The 19918-nt window shown below is 34.0% G+C and carries 17 protein-coding genes; 3 read left to right on the top strand and 14 right to left on the bottom strand.

Annotated elements, in window-relative coordinates; genetic code table 11:
• Positions 1-12 precede the first annotated feature (12 nt).
• Genes AC22L0_RS07380 through AC22L0_RS07370 form a run of 3 tightly spaced genes read right to left on the bottom strand, consistent with a single transcriptional unit; the run spans position 13 to position 2665 of the window.
• A complete protein-coding gene (locus tag AC22L0_RS07380; protein WP_000525278.1) occupies positions 13-675 on the bottom strand; it encodes a CoA transferase subunit B in 663 nt (220 codons plus the stop codon).
• Complete coding sequence (gene atoD, locus AC22L0_RS07375; protein WP_000208102.1) at positions 660-1358, bottom strand: acetate CoA-transferase subunit alpha; 699 nt, start codon at positions 1356-1358, stop codon at positions 660-662. The genes AC22L0_RS07380 and atoD overlap by 16 nt, the downstream gene beginning before the upstream one ends.
• Positions 1355-2665, bottom strand: coding sequence for an aspartate aminotransferase family protein (locus tag AC22L0_RS07370; protein WP_001205879.1), 1311 nt, complete (start codon positions 2663-2665; stop codon positions 1355-1357). The genes atoD and AC22L0_RS07370 overlap by 4 nt, the downstream gene beginning before the upstream one ends.
• A gap of 949 nt (positions 2666-3614) precedes the next feature.
• Here AC22L0_RS07370 and AC22L0_RS07365 point away from each other — a divergent pair.
• Complete coding sequence (locus AC22L0_RS07365; protein ID WP_087967877.1) at positions 3615-4364, top strand: DUF4397 domain-containing protein; 750 nt, start codon at positions 3615-3617, stop codon at positions 4362-4364.
• A gap of 33 nt (positions 4365-4397) precedes the next feature.
• On the opposite strand, the gene AC22L0_RS07360 is transcribed toward AC22L0_RS07365, so the two are convergent.
• The gene (locus AC22L0_RS07360) at positions 4398-5531 is read right to left on the bottom strand and encodes a BA2291 family sporulation histidine kinase (protein ID WP_000425086.1); all 1134 of its coding nucleotides are present in this window, start codon (positions 5529-5531) and stop codon (positions 4398-4400) included.
• A gap of 235 nt (positions 5532-5766) precedes the next feature.
• Here AC22L0_RS07360 and AC22L0_RS07355 point away from each other — a divergent pair, with 235 nt between their 5' ends.
• A complete protein-coding gene (locus tag AC22L0_RS07355; RefSeq protein WP_000247557.1) occupies positions 5767-6159 on the top strand; it encodes a YueI family protein in 393 nt (130 codons plus the stop codon).
• A gap of 102 nt (positions 6160-6261) precedes the next feature.
• On the opposite strand, the gene AC22L0_RS07350 is transcribed toward AC22L0_RS07355, so the two are convergent.
• Both AC22L0_RS07350 and AC22L0_RS07345 read right to left on the bottom strand, forming a co-directional pair.
• Positions 6262-7686: an aldehyde dehydrogenase family protein gene (locus AC22L0_RS07350; RefSeq protein ID WP_000716458.1), complete on the bottom strand. Its 1425-nt coding sequence runs from the start codon at positions 7684-7686 to the stop codon at positions 6262-6264.
• A 132-nt stretch (positions 7687-7818) separates the two neighbouring features.
• Positions 7819-9174, bottom strand: coding sequence for a hemolysin family protein (locus AC22L0_RS07345; protein ID WP_087967879.1), 1356 nt, complete (start codon positions 9172-9174; stop codon positions 7819-7821).
• A 354-nt stretch (positions 9175-9528) separates the two neighbouring features.
• Between AC22L0_RS07345 and racA the strand changes: the two genes are divergently transcribed.
• On the top strand, positions 9529-10071 hold the full coding sequence (gene racA, locus AC22L0_RS07340; protein WP_000456021.1) for a chromosome-anchoring protein RacA: 543 nt from the start codon (positions 9529-9531) through the stop codon (positions 10069-10071).
• 96 nt (positions 10072-10167) lie between these two features.
• On the opposite strand, the gene AC22L0_RS07335 is transcribed toward racA, so the two are convergent.
• From AC22L0_RS07335 to AC22L0_RS07300, 8 genes are all read right to left on the bottom strand, one after another.
• Positions 10168-10764, bottom strand: a complete 597-nt coding sequence (locus AC22L0_RS07335) for a hypothetical protein (protein WP_000487795.1) — start codon at positions 10762-10764, stop codon at positions 10168-10170.
• 276 nt (positions 10765-11040) lie between these two features.
• Positions 11041-12891: a hypothetical protein gene (locus tag AC22L0_RS07330; RefSeq protein ID WP_001178734.1), complete on the bottom strand. Its 1851-nt coding sequence runs from the start codon at positions 12889-12891 to the stop codon at positions 11041-11043.
• Positions 12881-14698, bottom strand: a complete 1818-nt coding sequence (locus AC22L0_RS07325) for an AAA family ATPase (protein WP_000766197.1) — start codon at positions 14696-14698, stop codon at positions 12881-12883. Before AC22L0_RS07325 ends, AC22L0_RS07330 begins: the two co-directional genes overlap by 11 nt.
• A 105-nt stretch (positions 14699-14803) precedes the next feature.
• Positions 14804-15064, bottom strand: coding sequence for a hypothetical protein (locus AC22L0_RS07320; protein WP_000391445.1), 261 nt, complete (start codon positions 15062-15064; stop codon positions 14804-14806).
• A 77-nt stretch (positions 15065-15141) separates the two neighbouring features.
• A complete protein-coding gene (locus AC22L0_RS07315) occupies positions 15142-16569 on the bottom strand; it encodes a basic amino acid/polyamine antiporter (protein WP_000129448.1) in 1428 nt (475 codons plus the stop codon).
• A 213-nt stretch (positions 16570-16782) separates the two neighbouring features.
• Positions 16783-18294, bottom strand: a complete 1512-nt coding sequence (locus AC22L0_RS07310) for an ABC transporter permease/substrate-binding protein (protein WP_000181014.1) — start codon at positions 18292-18294, stop codon at positions 16783-16785.
• 3 nt (positions 18295-18297) lie between these two features.
• Complete coding sequence (locus AC22L0_RS07305; RefSeq protein WP_000614079.1) at positions 18298-19245, bottom strand: ABC transporter ATP-binding protein; 948 nt, start codon at positions 19243-19245, stop codon at positions 18298-18300.
• A 100-nt stretch (positions 19246-19345) separates the two neighbouring features.
• Positions 19346-19903: a YdcF family protein gene (locus tag AC22L0_RS07300; protein WP_001045710.1), complete on the bottom strand. Its 558-nt coding sequence runs from the start codon at positions 19901-19903 to the stop codon at positions 19346-19348.
• Between the last annotated feature and the right edge of the window lie 15 nt (positions 19904-19918).

Below are 19918 nucleotides of genomic sequence, written 5' to 3'. Positions count from 1 at the left end.
TTACATCTCCCTTCATTCAATTACTAGTAAGTTAGAACTAATTTGAAAATCAGCTTCTGTATGTCGTTTTACATCTTCTACTGTGTATGGGCTCATTAATTCTTGTAATATAAGTCCACTCGGAGTTACCTCCATGACTGCCATATCAGTAATAATTAAATCTACACATTTCTTTGAAGTTAATGGCAATGTACACTCTGAAACAATTTTTGCATTTCCGTACTTATCAACATGATTCATCACAACAACGACCCGCTTCGCTTTTTGTGCTAAATCCATTGCTCCACCAATACCTGGAACACGTTTTCCAGGTACAATCCAGTTTGCTAAATCGCCATTTTCACTTACTTGTAATGAACCAAGAATCGTTATGTCTAGCAAACCTTTTCGAATCATCCCAAACGCTGTGCAGCTATCGAAATAACTCGCTCCTGTTATAAGAGAAGTTGGTAAACCTGCTGCATTACACAAATTTTCGTCTTCATTCCCTTTACTTGGCGTTGGTCCCATGCCCACGATTCCATTTTCCGCATGAAACATAACATTTATATCGTCAGGCAAATGATTTGGTACAAGCGATGGTATGCCAATACCTAAATTTACAATCATACCATTTTGTATTTCTTTCGCCGCACGCCTAGCAATCTTATCCCTCACTTCTACGCCCATACCCATTTCCAGTTCACTCCTTCCGACGGTACAATATAATTTACGAAAACACCTGGAACGACAATTTCCTCTGGATCTAAACTTCCAAGCGGGACTATTTCTTCCGCTTCTACAATTGTTATATCCCCAGCCATCGCTACGTGAGGATTCATATTTCGTGCACTTTTGTCAAATACAAGGTTACCAAACGGATCTGCCTTTTTTGCATATACAATTGAAACTTCAGCAGTTAATGCTGTTTCAACTAAGTAGGTCTTACCATTCATTTCAACTGTTCGTTTTCCCTCTTCCACAATCGTATCAACACCAACATCAACTAAAACACCACCAAGACCAACGCCACCAGCGCGAATACGCTCTGCTAATGTTCCCTGCGGAGAAAACTCAATTTGTAATCTTCCCTCGTTTAGTTGCCTTCCTGCATTTGGATTGGAGCCAATGTGAGAAGTAATTATTGATTTAACTCTTTCATTTGTAACAAGACGACCGATACCTACATCAGGAAATCCAGTGTCATTTCCAATTAAATTTAAATTTGTAACGCCTTTTTCTAAAATTGCCTGTATTAAAGATGGAGGGGATCCAATCCCTCCAAATCCCCCAAACATCAATGTCATATCATCATGGAACAAAGAAATTACTTCCTCAATTTCTTTTAATTTACCGAATGTATTTGTAATAGTTGTCATGCGATACTATGCCCTCCTTTTTGCATCATCTCTTCCACACTTTTAGAGAAAATTGAAAGTAATTCATCTAACTCGGAATATGTAGTTGTCATTGGCGGTGCTACAAGCAGTGCACTATCTTCTTTTCCTGCTTGCCCTGAAACTGCTTGGTATAAAAGCAGACCATTTTTAGCTGCAACTGAAATAAGCTCTGACGCTTTTGTAAACGGTTGCAATTCTACTCCGATTAGCAACCCTTTTCCGCGCACATCAGCAATGATTGTCGATTGTTGCTGAACTTTCTGTAAGCCTTTTATTAAATACTCTCCCTTTTCTGCTGTTTTTTCAGGAAGATTATGTTTCTCCATATATTCAATAACAGCTAAAGCCGTTGCTGCAGACAATGGATTTGCACTTAACGTATGACCGCTCATTACTGAACGTGATCCACGTAATATTGGTTCCATAACACGATCACTTACAACTGTCGCTGCCATCGGTGTATATCCCGCTCCTAACCCTTTACCAAGTGTCATAATATCCGGCTCTACGCCCCAATGCTCCATCGCAAACCATGCTCCAGTACGACCAAGCCCAGTCATTACTTCATCCGCAATAAATAAAATATCGTAATGATTACAAATATCTTTAATGACTTTATAATAGTCTTTCGGCGGAACAACCGCGCCTCCAGCTGCTCCGATAATCGGCTCAGCAATAAAAGCAGCAATATGCTCTGCACCAATTCTTTCAATTGATCTTTCTAGTTCAGTCGCACATGCCAGCTGACAAGTTGGATATACCTTTTGAACAGGACATCTGAAACAATATGGAGCTGGTATAGTCGGATAATCTTCCAAAATAGATACGAAACGTTGTCTACGTAGTGGATGCCCAGACATTGATAAAGCACCCATCGTAATACCGTGATAACTCATCCATCTTGATAAAATTTTATGTTTCCCTTGAATACCTCGCTCTTGAAAATGCTGAATTGCAATTTTCATAGCTGTTTCATTCGCTTCCGTACCACTATTTACAAAAAAACTCCAGTTCAAATCTCCTACACTTAAATCACTTAACTTCTTCGCTAATTTTTCAGCTGGTTCACTCGTAAACTGTGATCTATAAACGAAAGCAATCTCCTCAGCTTGCTTTTTAATAACGTCTGCAATCTCCTTTACGCCATGCCCAATACCTGCCGTAATTGCTCCTGACGAACCATCAAAATATTTATTGCCATTTTGATCATACAAATAAACACCTTTTCCATGTGAAATCATTGGATACGGCTGACCAACAAGTGGTTTAATTAAGTAATCGCGCATAGCGCTCCCCCATTTCTCCAATTTGTATATATATATGAAGAAAATTGACGTTTCTTTCATAAAAAAGAATCCTCTGCAAAAGCAGTGAATTTATCAAAAAACTATTATAAAATATACAAATGAGTGCTTAAAAAATTTTATAAAACAGAAAATTCAGAACTAAAAAACCGAAGACCAACCCTTTTCTATACGCCCAAATGACCCTCCTTTTTATATGAAATGACTGCATCACCAAATGTTTTTATAGCATAATGCCAGCTGTCCTTAAATACCGACATTCTGTACACTTCGACGGAACTCCCGTTAAACTCCTTCCTATTATCCTACTTTAAATTGCATATTTTAAAACAAATTTCGACACCCACCTTACTAATCAATTCAGATTCCTATTCATTATGTAAACTTTTCATTTTTAAACTATAAAAAAAGAACCGATTAACCACACTAATCAGTTCGTCATGACGCTCTCTTATGGGTTAATACTGTCAATTGCTAAAATAAATAGAAAAATGAAGTTTACAAATTCATCCTACAGTCTATAACACAAAACCTTTTCATAACTTCATTCACAATTACTATCGGGATATCCCTATCCCGAAGTGGCACTCCTTTCCTCAGATTCAAAGTATCTTTCCTTTATAATTTATGTAGGACAATTATCACTTTGTATGTGTATTTGCCTATAATTAAAAAAATCCCTAGTTTTCTAGCGATTTTTGGACATGTATTCAATATGTTAATTGAAATGCACTTTCAATTTGGCATTTATTTTACTTTCGTACAGTCATATGTACTGCTTTACTCTGTGAAATTCTCGTAAGCACCAGCACCTCTTTATGAAAACATATTTGTTGTGACTTTTTAATTTTCCCTTTATAAAATCATTTTTTTTGCATAACCGCTTTCTTGCTTCGCATATAGTTTTAATGATGACAAAGGAGGAATGTTCATGTCTCAATCTGAAATCGAAAAATATGGACAAGAAGTTACGCAATACGAACAGCTCGCACGTTACTATCAGTTTCGTAACCCTAAAAAATATATAGAATTATATATGAAATATTACGATGCACTATCAAAACTTGTACAGGCGTATGAAACAAGAGACTCACAAGAAGCTGCTTTACCATCACATATAAGAATTTTTCATGCCGATCCAAATATACCGGCGGTTGACATTTTAGTAAACGGACAAAAGGTTATTAAAAATATTTCATTTAAGCAATTCAGCCCTTATTTATCATTAGTGCAAGGTAAATACCGTATAGATATTGTTCCTGTCGGAAATGAAACTCCAATCTTTTCAGCATTGGTACCAATAATGGGAAATCATACTTATACTCTTGCTGCAATAAATAGTGATAATCACCTACAATTACAACCTATACTTGATAATACACATTTACCAGCTGGTCAAGCAAAAATACGCTTTGCACATTTCTCTCCAGATACCCCTGTTGTAAATGTAGATTTAAAAGATGGAGATCATTTATTTGAAAATGTACTCTTTAAACAAATAACCGATTTTTTGCAAGTTAGCCCTGGTACAGCAGATATTGAAATTTCACTCGCAGATAATAAAAACGTTTTATTGACTATACCGAAATTTAATGTTGAACCAAATGTTATTTATACAATTTCAATAGTAGGTTATTCAACTAAAGATCATAAATTAGAAGCCGTTATACTCACAAATTAAAACAGTCTACACCATTCATTTGGTGTAGACTGTTTATTTTTGAAATGCAATTTGAAATTCTGTCCAATCGTTATCTGATCGACACATAATGGATCCATTATGTTTTTCCACAATTTGTTTACATACAAATAATCCAATACCAGTTCCTAACTTTTTAGTAGTTACAAATGGTTCAAAAATCGTTTCTACATTTTCAGCTGGAATCATTGGTCCATTATTTTTTATCACAATTCGAATAGCTTGATCTTCTTCAAATACATCAATGATAATTTTTCGTTCTTCTTTCATTGATTCAAGAGCATCAATTGAATTCATTAATATGTTTAAAAATACTTGTCTCACTTCACTCCGATAACCAACAAGCGGAATTGGATACGGTAAATTCTTTTCAATCAAAACATTCGCATTGACCAAACTCGGATATAAGAATTGTATAATGTCTTGAAACAAGTCATTAAGCCAAAACCGTTCCGATTCATTCCACATTTCTTTTTTTGATACGAGTAAAAATTGCGAAATACGAAAATTTAATTGATCTAATTCATGCGAAATAATATCTAAATACGATAAACTCGGATGATCTGCCTTTAATAATTTGACAAACCCCATAATGGAAGTAAGCGGATTACGAAATTCATGTACAAAACTAGCTGACATTTGTCCTAAAATCGTCAGTCTTTCTTTATGTGTTTCGTTAATATATTGCTGTTTTTCCTCTAAATTCTTCGATATAATTTCCGAGTATTTTAAAACGGTATAATAAATTAATTTGTCAAAACAAGTATGTATTTTTGCCATAATTGGTTTCAATTCACGAGCGCTAACATCTAATTCACACATCGCTTCGAAAAGTTCATTTCTTCCCACGTTTGCGTTATAAACAAAATCTCCAATATTCGCATCTGCTCCAGCACGTTCAATAGCAATTTTCTCACATAACGGTTGAAGATAATTTATATCTTTATCTTCCATAGTAAGTTCGATAATTAACTCTAGTAAATCCTCTCCATTTTGAACTACTTCTAGTTTAAATGGATCTTTTTCGGAAATTATCATTTTGTTTTTCCAGTTCTCTACGAATTGGTGCCTATTGTTTTTCAAGTGTGAACAAAATATTTCTTTAATATCCTTATCGATTGGAAAAACCTCCATTCCCTCCATTTCCATACGACGAATACCCTTTATATTTTGAATATTAACACAAAAAATACGATTCGTTAATAGATTTTTGTCACATTTTGTTAATTTCTGTTGATAAAATTATTTTTTCTTTCTTATTTAACTAATTGTATGCAAATCCCCTTTTTCCTTCACATATTTTCATTATTTCCGTAGTCAAAACGACTTTTTTTGCATCATTTTTAATTCTTGCGTACAATAGAAAATGAAAGGTGTGAAAAATATGGTAAATAAAAATGTGGAAGATTATCTCCAAGAAGGCATTTACGGCCAAAAGCAAAACAAACCAGAAGAACGTAATATGTATTTAACTACATTACGTGAGCGTGTGGAAATCGCTTTAACGATCGGTCAAGTAATGCAAAGTAATGTATACTCTGAAGTGGCGGGTAGCATGCGCCCTTCTCAATCATTACAACTCCTCCTAAATGGTGGCATTGCTTACCCACATTTATCAAAATACATTAAATTAGCAAACGAAAAAAATGTTCCTTTTACAATTGTTCAGAATAAAGATACAAAAACACCAATCGGTTTAGTATTAACTCATGCTACTGCTGTAGATAAAGAACAAATTTATGTAGAAGATACTATTTTCAAACAAGAAATGAAGTAAAAGTTACACTTAATTAAATAGTTACTAGAAGCGTAAAAAACGAGTATGGAATCGTAAACATTTCCTACTCGTTTTTTAGTGCAAGTTTTAAGTTTTTCTACTTTATTTTTTAATACATACTAATTTCATTTCTGTCATTTCTTCTATTGCATATTTAATTCCTTCACGCCCCGTGCCACTTTCTTTCACGCCACCATAAGGCATATGATCTACTCTGAACGTTGGAATATCATTAATCATGACACCACCAACCTCTAGCTCATCAATTGCACGCATTGCTTTAAATAAATTATTTGTAAATACTCCTGCCTGTAAGCCGTAACGCGAATTATTTACTTGCTCAATCGCTTCATCAAATTCTTTAAATGTATTTACTGTCATGAGTGGACCGAATACTTCTTGGCACTGCACAGATACATGATTTGGAACATTTTTTAATACAGTCGGTTCAAAAATTCGTGCATCCCGCTTCTTACCACCGCATAAAACAGTTGCTCCTTCCTTAATTGCTTCTTGAACCCACATATCAATTCGCTCTACATCTCTTTTTGAAATTAAAGCTGATACATCCGTTTCCTCAAGCAGTGGATCACCAACAACAACTGATTCCATCGCTTTCTTTAGCTTCGAAAGAAATTCATGCATTTTCGTTTCATGTACAAAAACACGTTGTACTGAAATACAAACTTGCCCATTATTAACAAATGCTCCCCATTTTACACGTTCAATTATTTCATCTGTTAACTCTACATCTTCATCAATGATAACAGCAGCATTTGAGCCTAGTTCTAACGTAACTCGTTTTAGCCCAGCCTTTTGTTTTATTCCGATTCCAACTTTTGGACTTCCGGTAAAAGTAATAGAAGCAACGTAATCATTTTTGACGATTGCCTCACCAACCGTGGAGCCAGGACCAGAAATGATATTTAAAGCTCCATTTGGCAATCCTGCCTCTTCAAATAACTCAACTAATGCATAAGATGATAATGGCGTTTGATCAGCTGGCTTTAATACAACTGTATTTCCGGCAGCGATTGCTGGTCCAACTTTATGCGCTACTAAATTTAATGGGAAATTAAATGGTGTAATAGCCCCTATAACCCCAATCGGCTTTCGGATTGTATATGCAATACGCCCATCTGCACCAGGTGCGGCGTCTAATGGCAATGTCTCACCATATATACGCTTCGCTTCTTCAGCTGCAAATTTGTATGTTTGAACAGTACGATCTACTTCTCCCCTTGCAGCACGTATTGGTTTTGCAGCTTCTTTTGCAATAATCTCTGCAAATTCTTCTCTTCTTTCATCCATTTTTTGTGCAACTTTCTCTAAAATAGTCGCACGATCATATGCAGATAATGTATTCATTTTTGTCATTGCATTTTTTGCAGCGGTAACAGCCTCTTTTACATCTTCTTCCGTGCCTTGTGCAATTTCCGCTAATGTTTCTTCAGAATATGGTGCATATAATGGTTTATACGTGTTTACAGATTTCCAATCTCCATTTATATATAAATGCTTTTTCATACTTCTTCTCCTTCCAAATATATGTATACAACAATACTTCACCTAGTGAAAGGTTTGACTTATGTCATTGTATCATAGCCCTTATCCCTCAAAAAACATTATGCTCAAAAAAACTCTGCTATATAGCAGAGTTTACGAGCTAATTTGCTCTTGTAACGAAATTTGTTTTTCATCTTCTAAAATAACAATCGATTCTACTATCTTTGTAACTTCTAATCTTTTTATATAATGTCCATCTAATTCTTTCACACAAAACTTATAATTTTCAATTTCAATGGAATCCTCTTCAGCAATCTCTATATTCTTCGTTAAAATCCAACCACCGATTGTATCAACACCATCATCATCAATCCCTAAACCAAATAACATATTCACTTCACTAACAAGTACTTTTCCCTCTAGTATCGTCTTCGTTTCACTAACCTTTTGAATTTCTGGCTGCTCATCCGTATCAAACTCATCCTGAATATCTCCAACAATTTCTTCCAGAATATCTTCAACAGTAACAAGTCCAGATGTTCCACCATATTCATCTATCAATATAGCAATATGCGTTCTTTCTTTTTGCATTTTTAAAAACAAATCATGAATTGGAATAGAATCGATAACTAAAATAATTGGTCTCATATATTGCTCTACTGTCTTCTTATTAACAGCTTTATGTTGTACAAATTCAGTAAAAATATCTTTAAAATTCACAAAACCTATTACGTGGTCTTTGTCGCCATCAACAACTGGATACCTTGTATATTTTTCACGAGACATTTTTTGCAAAGCTTCTTCAGCAGGCATCTCTTTACTTATAATATTCATTTCAGTTCGAGGTACCATTATTTCTTTTGCAATGCGATCATCAAATTCAAAAATTTTATTCACATATTTATATTCAGATTGATTAATCTCACCATTTTTATAACTTTCTGAAACTAACAACCGTAATTCTTCTTCTGAATGAACCTCATCATGTCCCTTCGGCGGTTTCAGCCCTAGCAGCTTCGTAATGATTCGAGCTGAACCATTTAATAGCCAAATGAATGGGAATGCAATACGAGAAAAGAAAATTAACGGCTTAGAAACAAGTAAACTCACTTGTTCAGATTTTTGAATTGCAAATGTTTTTGGGGCCAATTCACCTATTACAACATGTAAAAAAGTAATTAACAAAAACACTAAAATTACAGCAAAAATGTCTGCTAGTTGAGTAGAGATATTCCAATTTGCAAAAAGCGTATCAAACATTTGCTTTAACGCAGGTTTACCAAACCACCCAATTCCTAAAGCTGTAACAGTAATTCCCAGCTGACAAGCAGATAAATATTCGTCTAAGTTTGTAATGACTGTTTTGACCGATGTTGCACGATTATTTCCTTCTGCAATTAAATAGTCAATTCGTGAACTTCTCACTTTAACAATTGCAAATTCTGCTGCAACGAAAAATGCCGTTAAAGCAATTAAAACAATCACTATACTTATACTATATATGTCCAAATACTTTTCCTTACTTACTTTGTAAGCAAGGAAGCCACCTCCTACTTAATTTTATTCAAGTGAAGTAAGCATTCTAATACTCTAACAAAATTCTACATTAGCAACCACCTTTTTATATATTATATGCATACATAAAAAAGATATTTATCATTATGATAATCTAATTCATTTACACTCGTCAAATTATTCTAAATGTTACGATAAAACATTTTTATTTAAACGAACTATTCTTCTCAACTCAATTTCGTGAAAAAACACTTTCTTTGCCGATTCCACACTTCTTTTGTCGCACTAGAAGGGAACTTACTTCATAGCTCGAAATCATTCAACAGGATATATATAGGAGGGATTATTTTGGAATATAAAACACCATTTATCGCAAAGAAATTAGGTGTTAGCCCAAAGGCTGTTGTCCGGATCGCACAACAATTAAATCTTACGATAGAGAAAAACAAATATGGCCACTTTATTTTCACACAAGAGGATGTCGATCAAATGTTAGAACACCATCGATTTCAAATAGAGCAATCTCAAAATTCTCAATCTACTCAAAAGGCTTCCTCAAATGAAGTTGAGGAATTAAAAACTCAAGTTAATACAATTGTTCAAAACATATTACCCAATGATTTTGAGCAATTAGCTGATCAATTAAACACTATTACGAGAAGACTTGATCGAATGGAAGAACAAATGCAAGATAAGGCAAATGATGTCGTCACGTACCAACTTTTACAACACCGTCGTGAAATGGAGGAAATGTTAGAGCGAATTCAAAAGTTAGAAGCTGCCCTAACGAAAGAAGAACCCATTTATATTACTCCTGATTCAAAACCAACATATGAACGAGAAAAGAAACCGAAGCGCCGCAAAATGATTTTTAGTATATTTGGATTATAATTTTTAGACCCTTATTAAAATAATAAGGGTCTTTTTTAATGAAGAGTTATATCCTATACAAATATTATTCTCTTTATTATACATATTCACTTCGCTTTATTTCGTTAACATAATATTTTTACTGTATTCTGCAATTAATGCCTGTGCATGAGCATTCCCTTGAATCACATCACGAAATTCTTTTAAAGAATACAAATGCGTAACCCCTTTTCGAGCATGAATTCTTACTGGTACACCTTGTAAAGTATCATGAAACTGAAATGGATTATCTATTGGCTCAATTGGAAAACCAAGTGTAAGTAAATACATATACATTCTTTTTGTTACTGCTGCAATGTACCATTCAGCTTTTGTTTCTAACGCATGTATAAATAAAATAGCTGTTAGCCTTTTGAAATGTCCTCTCCCACGAGACGTTTTCGAAATACTTAACTTGCCTATTTCATATACATTCTTCAAATCTTTTACTAAATCATTTTTAGAAAACGGATAGAAAAACTCAGAATTTGATTGTTCAGGTACCGTATACTTAATACATTCCACTGTACCAATAGGATGTTCATCTTCTATTAATAAAAATCGTGATGGATTTAAATTACGTTCTACGAACATTAAGTTTCTTTCTTCACAAAAATCTCCCCATAGTTGCTCGAACCCAAAATGTTCTTCCTTTGTTTGAACACGCTGGAACATATTTAACCGCCTTTCCCATCGTCGCTCTGTTTTTGATAACGCTTTCACTATCTATCATATAAGAACAAATCTTCGTATGCAACTAAAAATATTTATGACTTATTATATTCTGCAAAATGAATTAGATTCCAATTTAATCGACTTTTATCCCGCGCTCACATTCCTTTTAATAACACATTTGTATCACTTTTCAAATCTAAATTACATTATGTTTCTTTCCATACAGCATATAATTCTTCTTAATCTAAAGAAATCCTTTATGAAAAAGGATTTCTTTTACTTCTTAATGCTTTTTAACCATTTTTCAAAAATTTGTACCATCCCATGTTTTCCAGCTAATTTCTCTTCCCCTTGTTTCGTCTTATATGGATATAACTGCAAGAAAACACCGCATCCAGACTCAATTTTTTTACTATGCATATGGCTTCCTGGATATACACAAATGACTTCATAAATTGACCTTCGATAATAGACTCGCTTTCCATCCTGTTCTTCTACATACTTTATAGACCAGTACTTATACATTTGCTCAGTTGCTTTCGTATTTCCGACGTGCTGAAAAATATTGTACATTGGACTATACTTCACTTCAATAATAATAGAAGATTTATATACGTATTTCCCATCTTCTTTTACATAACAGTCTAAGCGAATATCTGGCTTCTTCGTATCCTCACCATTGTAAAAATTACTACCTTTACTTAATGCAATAAGAGGATGTGTTTCAATTAAGTCATTAAATGCAACATGCACCTTTATATCATCTCGTTCTAAAACTACTGTCGTTCCATCTTGTAATCCATCTACATAAAAATGTTCTTGTATTTGTTCACGGATAGAGTTTCTAGCTTCAAAACCAATTTGCTCTAAAATTGAAATAACGATAAAAAAAGCGTAATATTCATACACTAAAAACGTTGGCTTATAAACAAATAATAACGATGGAGATTGATCCGTATATTGCGGGAGTACTTCTAAATGATGTAGTAATTGTTGATGTGGTATCGGTAAATCATGTAAGTTCATGTTACTTGTTTCAGTAACTTCCCTCCAAAACGAAGAATGCATTAACATTTGAAAGTATTGTACATTTTCACGCACAATATGCGCCAATATTTTATATTCTTGTATTTTCATTGAGCTCTTTCGTAAATCGGCTTCTTTTAGTAAATGTATATTTTTATATTTTTGCTTCTCTCTATCAGTTACCGATCCATTACGCTCAATTGTTTGTATAATCGTTTTTACGGCTTGAAACTCTTCTGATTTTTTCTTTTTTTCTCTTTCTAAGATTTCAATTGTTTGACGTAAAAAACTTTTTGCTTCAATTAAATAATGATAGAATTGCATCGCTTTATATTTAAGAAATGCATTTTCCTTACTATTTTTTTGTTCCATAAACTTACGATTATAATGTTTGGCATAAGGTTTTCGTTCTGCCACTATAGTTCCTTTTCTTGTTGGCCTTCGCTCTTTTCCTTCCCATTTATATTCATTTATAAATTTTGAGCTTGATTCTATTTTCTTAAAGATTTGCTTTATCATTTTCATTTTTTGGGGTAACTTTCTAAGTAACACTAAATAAGAAGAATCCTCAATATCGCTAAGTGCAGAGAAGGTCTTTTTATAGTAACCTCTATCCAAAATCAACTCATTTAAAATTGACTTCACATAGTCTTGAATCATTTCAAATTGATCATCAAAAAAGTTTTTCGGTACGATTTGAAATGCGCCATAATACGTTGTATCTTCTATACGCACTTCAAAATGGTATAAACCACAGCGCCATGGATAAAAGAATTCTGTTTTCCCATGTTCATATATTAATACTCTTTGTTTTTTTTCATTTATTTCATATTGAGCCTCTTTTATATTTTTCTGCCCCTCATATACTTTATTCCATATAAAAGTAATATTCATTGGAATTTCATAATTGTACTGCAATCTTATTGGTTTTAATTCTTGTACTTTATAAATACATTGAACTAATGCTGTAGTAGATGTACAAAGACGATTTAATAAAATATAATCTCCTTTCCCCTCATTTCCAATGATTAACTTTAATACAAAAGGGAGCGTTTCATTCGTATCAACGATTTTTGTTTCGTAACGCCCTTCATTTTGCATATCCATACAGCTCCAGTTCTCTACGTTTTTCTCGTATATATGCTAAAGAGTGTTCAAATGTAGATACTCTGTTTGCAAGTGCAGATTGCAAAAGAGGTACTAAGGTCGCTCCCCTTTTTGCTTCTTCAGAAAGTAAAGGCCCAACCATCATTTCGGTCCCTCTGATTTTCGTCAATACACGCTGCTTTATTTGTAAATCAAACCCCTCTTCTCTACTGATCATATAGGTATGATTATTTTGGAACGGTATGTTTTGCAAATAAGTCGCAATGGCATTTGCACATCGGAAAGAAATTCCCTTAGACGCGTCATGTGATGACAATACGACATGCAACTTATCTAATAGCTCTAATTCTTCTTCAGAAAACACTTCAATCATCGCTTTATTTCTCATCCAATTTATCCGAAATTCTCCCGCTGTTACTTTCAAAGGTGGATGTAATACGACTTTCCCCTGTTCCATGTCCATCTCACAAAACGGAATTTTCTGTAACGTTATTAGGTTCGTTCGATCTAATAATCGATCAGAGAGCTCTTTTGTTGTTTCATCAAAATTCACAGTACCTACAAATATAATATTTTCTCCAATTTCAATTGTTGATGGAATTGAATTCTCTATATCCTGTACACCCTCATACAAGTTTAAAATACGATTTTTTGTTTCAAGTTCAAGAACAGATAGAAACGGAGTAAACCAATGTTCAATATGAGACATGTTCATTTCATCAAAAACGATTATATACAGTTGATTTGGATTTTCTTTCGCCTTCATTAACGTCCTAACTAACTTCGTTTCACTTTCAATAAAAGTACCATTTGGATGAAGGTAACCAAGTAAATCATGTGGTTCTTGATACGATGGCGAAATCGGAATCCAAACCAACTCTTCCCCATACTGTAACCCTAATGCTTCTGCATAAGTTTGCACAAACCGTGATTTCCCAACGCCCGGTATACCACCAAGAATCGTTAACATATTTGTTTTTACACTTATATGGAAATTATAAATATCCGTTTCATCCAAATATAACCCTTTATTATGCACCATACTTTGTACATACTGTAAAAAAGACGATTCACGCTCATCCCATTCCCATTCATCTTTTTGTACTTTTATATCCTCTACTTCAACTAGCTTACCTTCTTCATGCATTCGTTTTTTTAATTGCTCATACACATAATCACTTACAAAATATAATTGATCTTCTACCGCTATTTCTACATACTTCGTCCAGTCACTGCAGTTTATATATTTACACTCACGTTTCTGTTCAAAATAGGCGATTGAGCTAATTGATGACTTTAGGGATATGTTTCCGTAAAGTCTTCCATCGTGCCACAATAATTCGGGAGGCTCAAAGTCTTTCGGAAATTTTGGCATAAGAAATGATAAATAACCGTTGCTAAGTTTTCGTTCTAAAGATTCTCTTTTTTTATTATTTGTAACTTTAGGTGCCGGAATCATTTTATAGCTGCTTGCTATTTCTTTCGGTTCTTCTGTACATATTAACTCCACGTATACATTTCCTCTTTCATAATAAAGACGAAACATTACTAGTTGCTTTTCTAATTTCCTCTTCTTTAATTCCGAAAAGATTTTTTCATTCTTTTTATTGCTACATAACCCTTCAAATACATATGGTTCATTTGTAAATTGTTCCTGTAAAGTGAATGGTATTGGCGATAAGCATTGTACAAAGAAATTCTCTCCACTCTTCTCTTTCTCAGCTTTTGTAAATTTCCCTAAAAATCTCATATAGTACATTCGTTTTATAAAACTTGGCTGAAGAGCTTTATGTAATTTCACCTTAGTCACCTTCTTTTTTCATACTATTCTTAGTGTATGAAAGAAACGAAAAACTAGAAATAAAAAACCTGACGTTATCCGCCAGGTTCAAAATAAAAACTTATATTAATGAGAAGGAAATGCTTTTTTCTCCTGTAAAATTGCATTATGAGCAATTTTCATTTTCGCAAGTACGTAACGTAATCGATCTTCAGCGTTTTCATCTTTACTTATTTGTAATTCCGCCAAATTTTCAACAGAACTTGCTAAATTTTCAATGACTCCTCTTAGTTCAGGATGATGATTAAAAAAAGATTCTTGCACTAATACTTTCCTTAACTCACTAGCTAAATCAATTATTCTAGACAACTGTTCTTTTTCTTCCATTCTCATCCCTCCTGAATATCTTATGTAGTAAATATTCTCTAAACAAAGAAAAAAGCCCTTTAAATGAAAAGGACTTTTTACATTTTTATATTTCCAGTTAATAACATATATATGGATGTGATAGCCGCAACAATAATTGCCCACATCACATACTTCTCTGCACCTACAAAGCAACGGTTCCCTTGTTCTTTTCTTGCAAATGTGTAAACAATAATTCCAATTCCATACACAATTGAAACGAGTAGTAAATTCTTTAAACCAGCTGCATAAAGAAGCCATACAGAGTAAATAGAAGCAATTAAAGCTAACGCTCCGTTTTTTAATTTAGCGTCTTTTAGCTCGTTTGTAATGACTAATTTAAATTGGAATAACGCTGATAATAAATATGGTAATAAAATTGATGTTGAGGCAATGAAATACATAATTTGATATGTTGATTCCGAAAACAAAACGATGATAAATATAGTTTGGGCAACACCATTTGAAATCCATAATGCCATGTGCGGTGTTTGCTTTTTATTTGTTTTCGTAAAGACTTTCGGAAATACGCCATCTTTTCCTGCCACATGAGAAATTTCAGAAACAAGTAAAAACCAACCAATTAATGTACCGACAAGTGAAGCAACTAATCCGATGTTAATCGCAACTGCACCCCATGGACCAACAACGTGCTCTAATACATGCCCCATTGAAGGGGTTTCTAACACAGAAAGTTCGCCTCTTGTCATAGCTCCCATTGACAGGACAGAAATTAAAATATAAATGGACATTACTAAAATAAGTCCCAATACTGTTGCCTTTCCAACATCTCGACTATTCTTCGCTCTTCCAGATAATACAACTGCTCCTTCAACTCCAATGAAAACCCAAAGTGTTACAAGCATTGTATTTTTCACTTGACCAAGTATAGCGGAAAGTGAGATCGTTCCTTCTCCCCAAAAATCATGTGTAAATGTGTCCCAGCGAAAGGCTGTTACCATTACAACAATAAATAAAACGATTGGAACTAACTTCCCTATTGTTGCGATCACATTCATAATAGAAGCTTCACGAATTCCAAATAAAATTAAAAAATGAAGTGTCCATAATAAAAGTGATGCCCCAACGATAGACGCAACATTATTTCCTCCTTTGAAAATTGGAAAGAAATAACCTAATGTACTAAACAGTAACATAATTGTTGCGACATTACCTAAGATTCCTGCTAGCCAATATCCCCAAGCACTATTAAATCCAATATATTCACCGAAACCAGCACGTGCATAACTATAAATTCCACCTTCAAGTTCCGGTTTTTGTCTTGCTAACGTTTGATATACGAGCGCAAGTGGAATCATTCCCATCGCTGTAATACACCAGCCAATTATTATTGCACCACTGTTTGCTCCTACTGCTAAATCATGCGGTAAACTAAAAACACCGCCACCAACCATTGTTCCAACTACTAATGCGATTAATGGAAAAAATCCTAACTTCTTTTCTATTTGTACCACCCCATCTGTCATTCTAGGTGTTATGTTCGTTCAACTATTAAAGTCACCTTTTTCTCTAATAGACGTTTCTCTTATATTTTTTCAGGAAAACATTACTTATTCTAAAAGAAAATGAGCAAAAATGGAATACTTTTTTGAAAAAATGTATAAGTATGCACAAAAAAACCGCTCATTTTGTAATGAACGGCCATTTCAAACATATAAATTTGTATATTTCTTGTAAATTTAACGAAGTAACTTCTCTTTTTGTAAAAATTGTTTTGCGACTTCTTCACTACTTTTACCATTTACGTTAACTTCATAATTCATTTTTCGCATTTCTTCATCTGTAATCTTTCCAGATAATTTATTTAATACCTTTTCAAGTTCAGGATATTTCTGTAACGTTTCTTTTCTTAATAATGGTGCTCCTTGATAAGGTGGGAATAACCCTTTATCATCTTTTAGCACTTTCAGTCCGTATTGCTCCAATTCACTATCTGTTGAATATGCATCAATTACGTTAACATCTCCAGATTCAATTGCGCTATAACGCAGCTTCGGCTCCATCGTTTTAACATTCGAGAACTTATAGTTATATAATTTTTGCATTCCTTTATAACCATCTTCACGATCAGCAAATTCCAATGTAAATCCTACTTTGGCTTCCTGCGCAACATTCCCTAAATCAGAAATTGTATTTATATTCTTTTGATCTGCTATTTTTTTCGGCATAGCTAGTGCATATGTATTGTTATACTCCATTGGCTTCAACATAATCATATTATATTTCTTTTCCATTCCAATGCGAGCCTGCTCATATACTTCATCACGATTTGTACTCTTTGGTTCTTCTTTCACGAAAGTAGATAAAGCTGTTCCTGAAAATTCTGGGTATATATCTACTTCTCCTGATTTCAACGCTTCAAATACAAATGCTGTTTTCCCAAGACCTGGTTTTAATTGTACGTGTAAATCTGTATCTTGTTCAATAAGCTGCTTATACATTTGAATTAAAATTTCAGGTTCTGATCCAAGTTTGCCCGCAATAACAATATCTTTCTTTTCTGTACTCCAAAGAAATGGAGAAGCAATCATTATACAAACAATACATATCGTCAATATAACACGCTTAGAAGAGCGTTTCGGTCGTTCAAGTATGCGAAGTACTATATCAAAGAATAAAGCGAGTAACGCGGCTGGTACGGCCCCTAAAATGATAAGCGCATGATCATTTCGATCTATACCTAATAGTATAAGCTTACCGAGCCCACCTGCACCAATGAGAGCTGCTAATGTAGCCGTTCCAACAATTAATACCATCGCTGTACGAATACCAGCCATAATGATAGGCAATGCAAGAGGAAGTTCTACCTTCCACAATCTTCTCCAACTATTCATCCCCATAGCTTTCGCGGCTTCTATTAAAGATTCATCTAATTCCCTTATTCCTGTATATGTATTTCGTAAAATAGGTAATAGTGCATACACAACTAATGCGATAATCGCTGGAAGTTTTCCGATTCCTACTAATGGAATTAATAGTCCGAGTAATGCAAGTGATGGCACTGTCTGCATTACTGCAGAAGTTCCTATTATAAATTCAGCCATTCGTTCTTTTCTTGTTAATAAGATGCCAAGTGGCACCGCTATAATTACTGCAAAAAATAATGAAATAAGCGATATTTGTAAATGCTCACTTAATGCAGTTAGTAATTCTATTTTTCGTTCTTGGAACGTTTGTATAAAATTAGTCACTGTTTAGCCTCTTTCCTTCATTTGTTCAACAATGTAATTGACAATGTGACGACTTGTTAACGCTCCAATATATTGACCGTTTTTTTCAACTGGAACGACCTCCTCATCACGCACACGAACTAACGCTTCTTGTAAAGAAGAATGTAATGATAGCGCCTGCCCTTCTAATTGCACACTTTGATCAAGTGGCAATACATCTGCTATACTTTTCCCCTGATACCAAGTTCGCCCACGATTTCCAATGAATTCCTCTACAAATTCATTTTTCGGATTATGTATAATTCCTTCTGGTGTATCTAGTTGAACAACTTTTCCTTCTTTCATAATACAAATGCGATCTCCAAGTGATAATGCTTCTTGCATATCATGTGTTACGAATACGATTGTTTTTTGAATCTTTTTTTGCAACTGTACAATATCCTTCTGAAGCTGTTCCCTACTTAATGGATCTAACGCACTAAATGGTTCATCCATAAGAATGATTTTCGGGTTTGCAGCTAATGCTCGCACGACACCGACACGTTGTTTTTGTCCTCCTGACAATTCATCAGGCATACGATTTCGATAAATACCCGGATCTAATCCAACCATATGTAACAAGTCATCGACGCGTGCTTTAATTTCTTTTTTGCTCCATTGCCTCATTTCAGGAACAACTGCAATATTTTCAGCAATTGTCATATGAGGAAACAAAGCAATCTGTTGCAACACGTATCCTATATCCCAACGTAATTCGTTTATATTATATTGTTGAATATCTTTTCCATCGATTAAAATCGATCCTTCAGTCGTTTCGATTAAACGATTAATCATCTTCATTGTCGTTGTTTTCCCGCAACCACTCGGACCGATGAGAACAAAAAATTCTCCCTTTTTAATTTCTAAATGCAATGAATCCACTGCTTTCGTGCCATCTTCATACGATTTTGACACATGATTAAATTGAATCACAAATACAACTCCTTTACTGTTGTTTCCTTTATTTTGATGGAATATGGCATTCATTTCAAATGATACGCTTTTAAATTAAAAAAGAGCTCACATTTGAGCTCTAACGGTCGAACAATATTGTTTTCATAATAGCAGCATATTCGCGAACATACATTTTTCTCTTAGAACGAATTGGTGTTTCAGCAGCTAGTGCCTCCATCTTCATGCCTAAACGCTTTGCAATTATTTTCGTTCGATATAAATGATACGTATTACTTACAACTACCGCATGTTTCACATTATATAAATCCATACTAAACTTTAAGTTTTCATACGTATTTGTAGATTGATCTTCTATTAAAATACGACTCTCATCTATACCGTGTACCATTAAATAGTTTCTCATGCTGTGAGCTTCCGGTATATCTTCATCTTCTCCTTGACCACCTGAAACAATTACTTTCGCTTCAGGATGGGAAAATAAATACTCCAACGCTACATCCAAACGATTTTGAAGAGATAAAGACGGTCTATCTCCAAATAACTTTGCACCCAGTATAAGAACGTACGGAGAGTGATAGCTCAACTTTTCACGAGCAACTTTGTTCATTCTAAACGTCAGATAAATGATATATAGTGGCGGTAATAATAAAATGATAAGAAAGATCCATTTGTTCATAAATAAGTTTGCACT

This window comes from Bacillus sp. LQ01 (assembly GCF_057624735.1).
This window is presented reverse-complemented; position numbering and strand designations above follow the sequence as displayed.

Coding starts and splice junctions, on each gene's coding strand:
- AC22L0_RS07365 (WP_087967877.1), top strand. CDS start 3,615: ATGTCTCAATCTGAAATCGAAAAATATGGACAAGAAGTTACGCAATAC.
- AC22L0_RS07320 (WP_000391445.1), bottom strand. CDS start 15,064: ATGGAAGAAAAAGAACAGTTGTCTAGAATAATTGATTTAGCTAGTGAG.
- AC22L0_RS07360 (WP_000425086.1), bottom strand. CDS start 5,531: ATGGAAATGGAGGGAATGGAGGTTTTTCCAATCGATAAGGATATTAAA.
- AC22L0_RS07370 (WP_001205879.1), bottom strand. CDS start 2,665: ATGCGCGATTACTTAATTAAACCACTTGTTGGTCAGCCGTATCCAATG.
- AC22L0_RS07355 (WP_000247557.1), top strand. CDS start 5,767: ATGGTAAATAAAAATGTGGAAGATTATCTCCAAGAAGGCATTTACGGC.
- AC22L0_RS07350 (WP_000716458.1), bottom strand. CDS start 7,686: ATGAAAAAGCATTTATATATAAATGGAGATTGGAAATCTGTAAACACG.
- atoD (WP_000208102.1), bottom strand. CDS start 1,358: ATGACAACTATTACAAATACATTCGGTAAATTAAAAGAAATTGAGGAA.
- AC22L0_RS07300 (WP_001045710.1), bottom strand. CDS start 19,903: ATGAACAAATGGATCTTTCTTATCATTTTATTATTACCGCCACTATAT.
- AC22L0_RS07380 (WP_000525278.1), bottom strand. CDS start 675: ATGGGTATGGGCGTAGAAGTGAGGGATAAGATTGCTAGGCGTGCGGCG.
- AC22L0_RS07335 (WP_000487795.1), bottom strand. CDS start 10,764: ATGTTCCAGCGTGTTCAAACAAAGGAAGAACATTTTGGGTTCGAGCAA.
- AC22L0_RS07315 (WP_000129448.1), bottom strand. CDS start 16,569: ATGACAGATGGGGTGGTACAAATAGAAAAGAAGTTAGGATTTTTTCCA.
- AC22L0_RS07330 (WP_001178734.1), bottom strand. CDS start 12,891: ATGCAAAATGAAGGGCGTTACGAAACAAAAATCGTTGATACGAATGAA.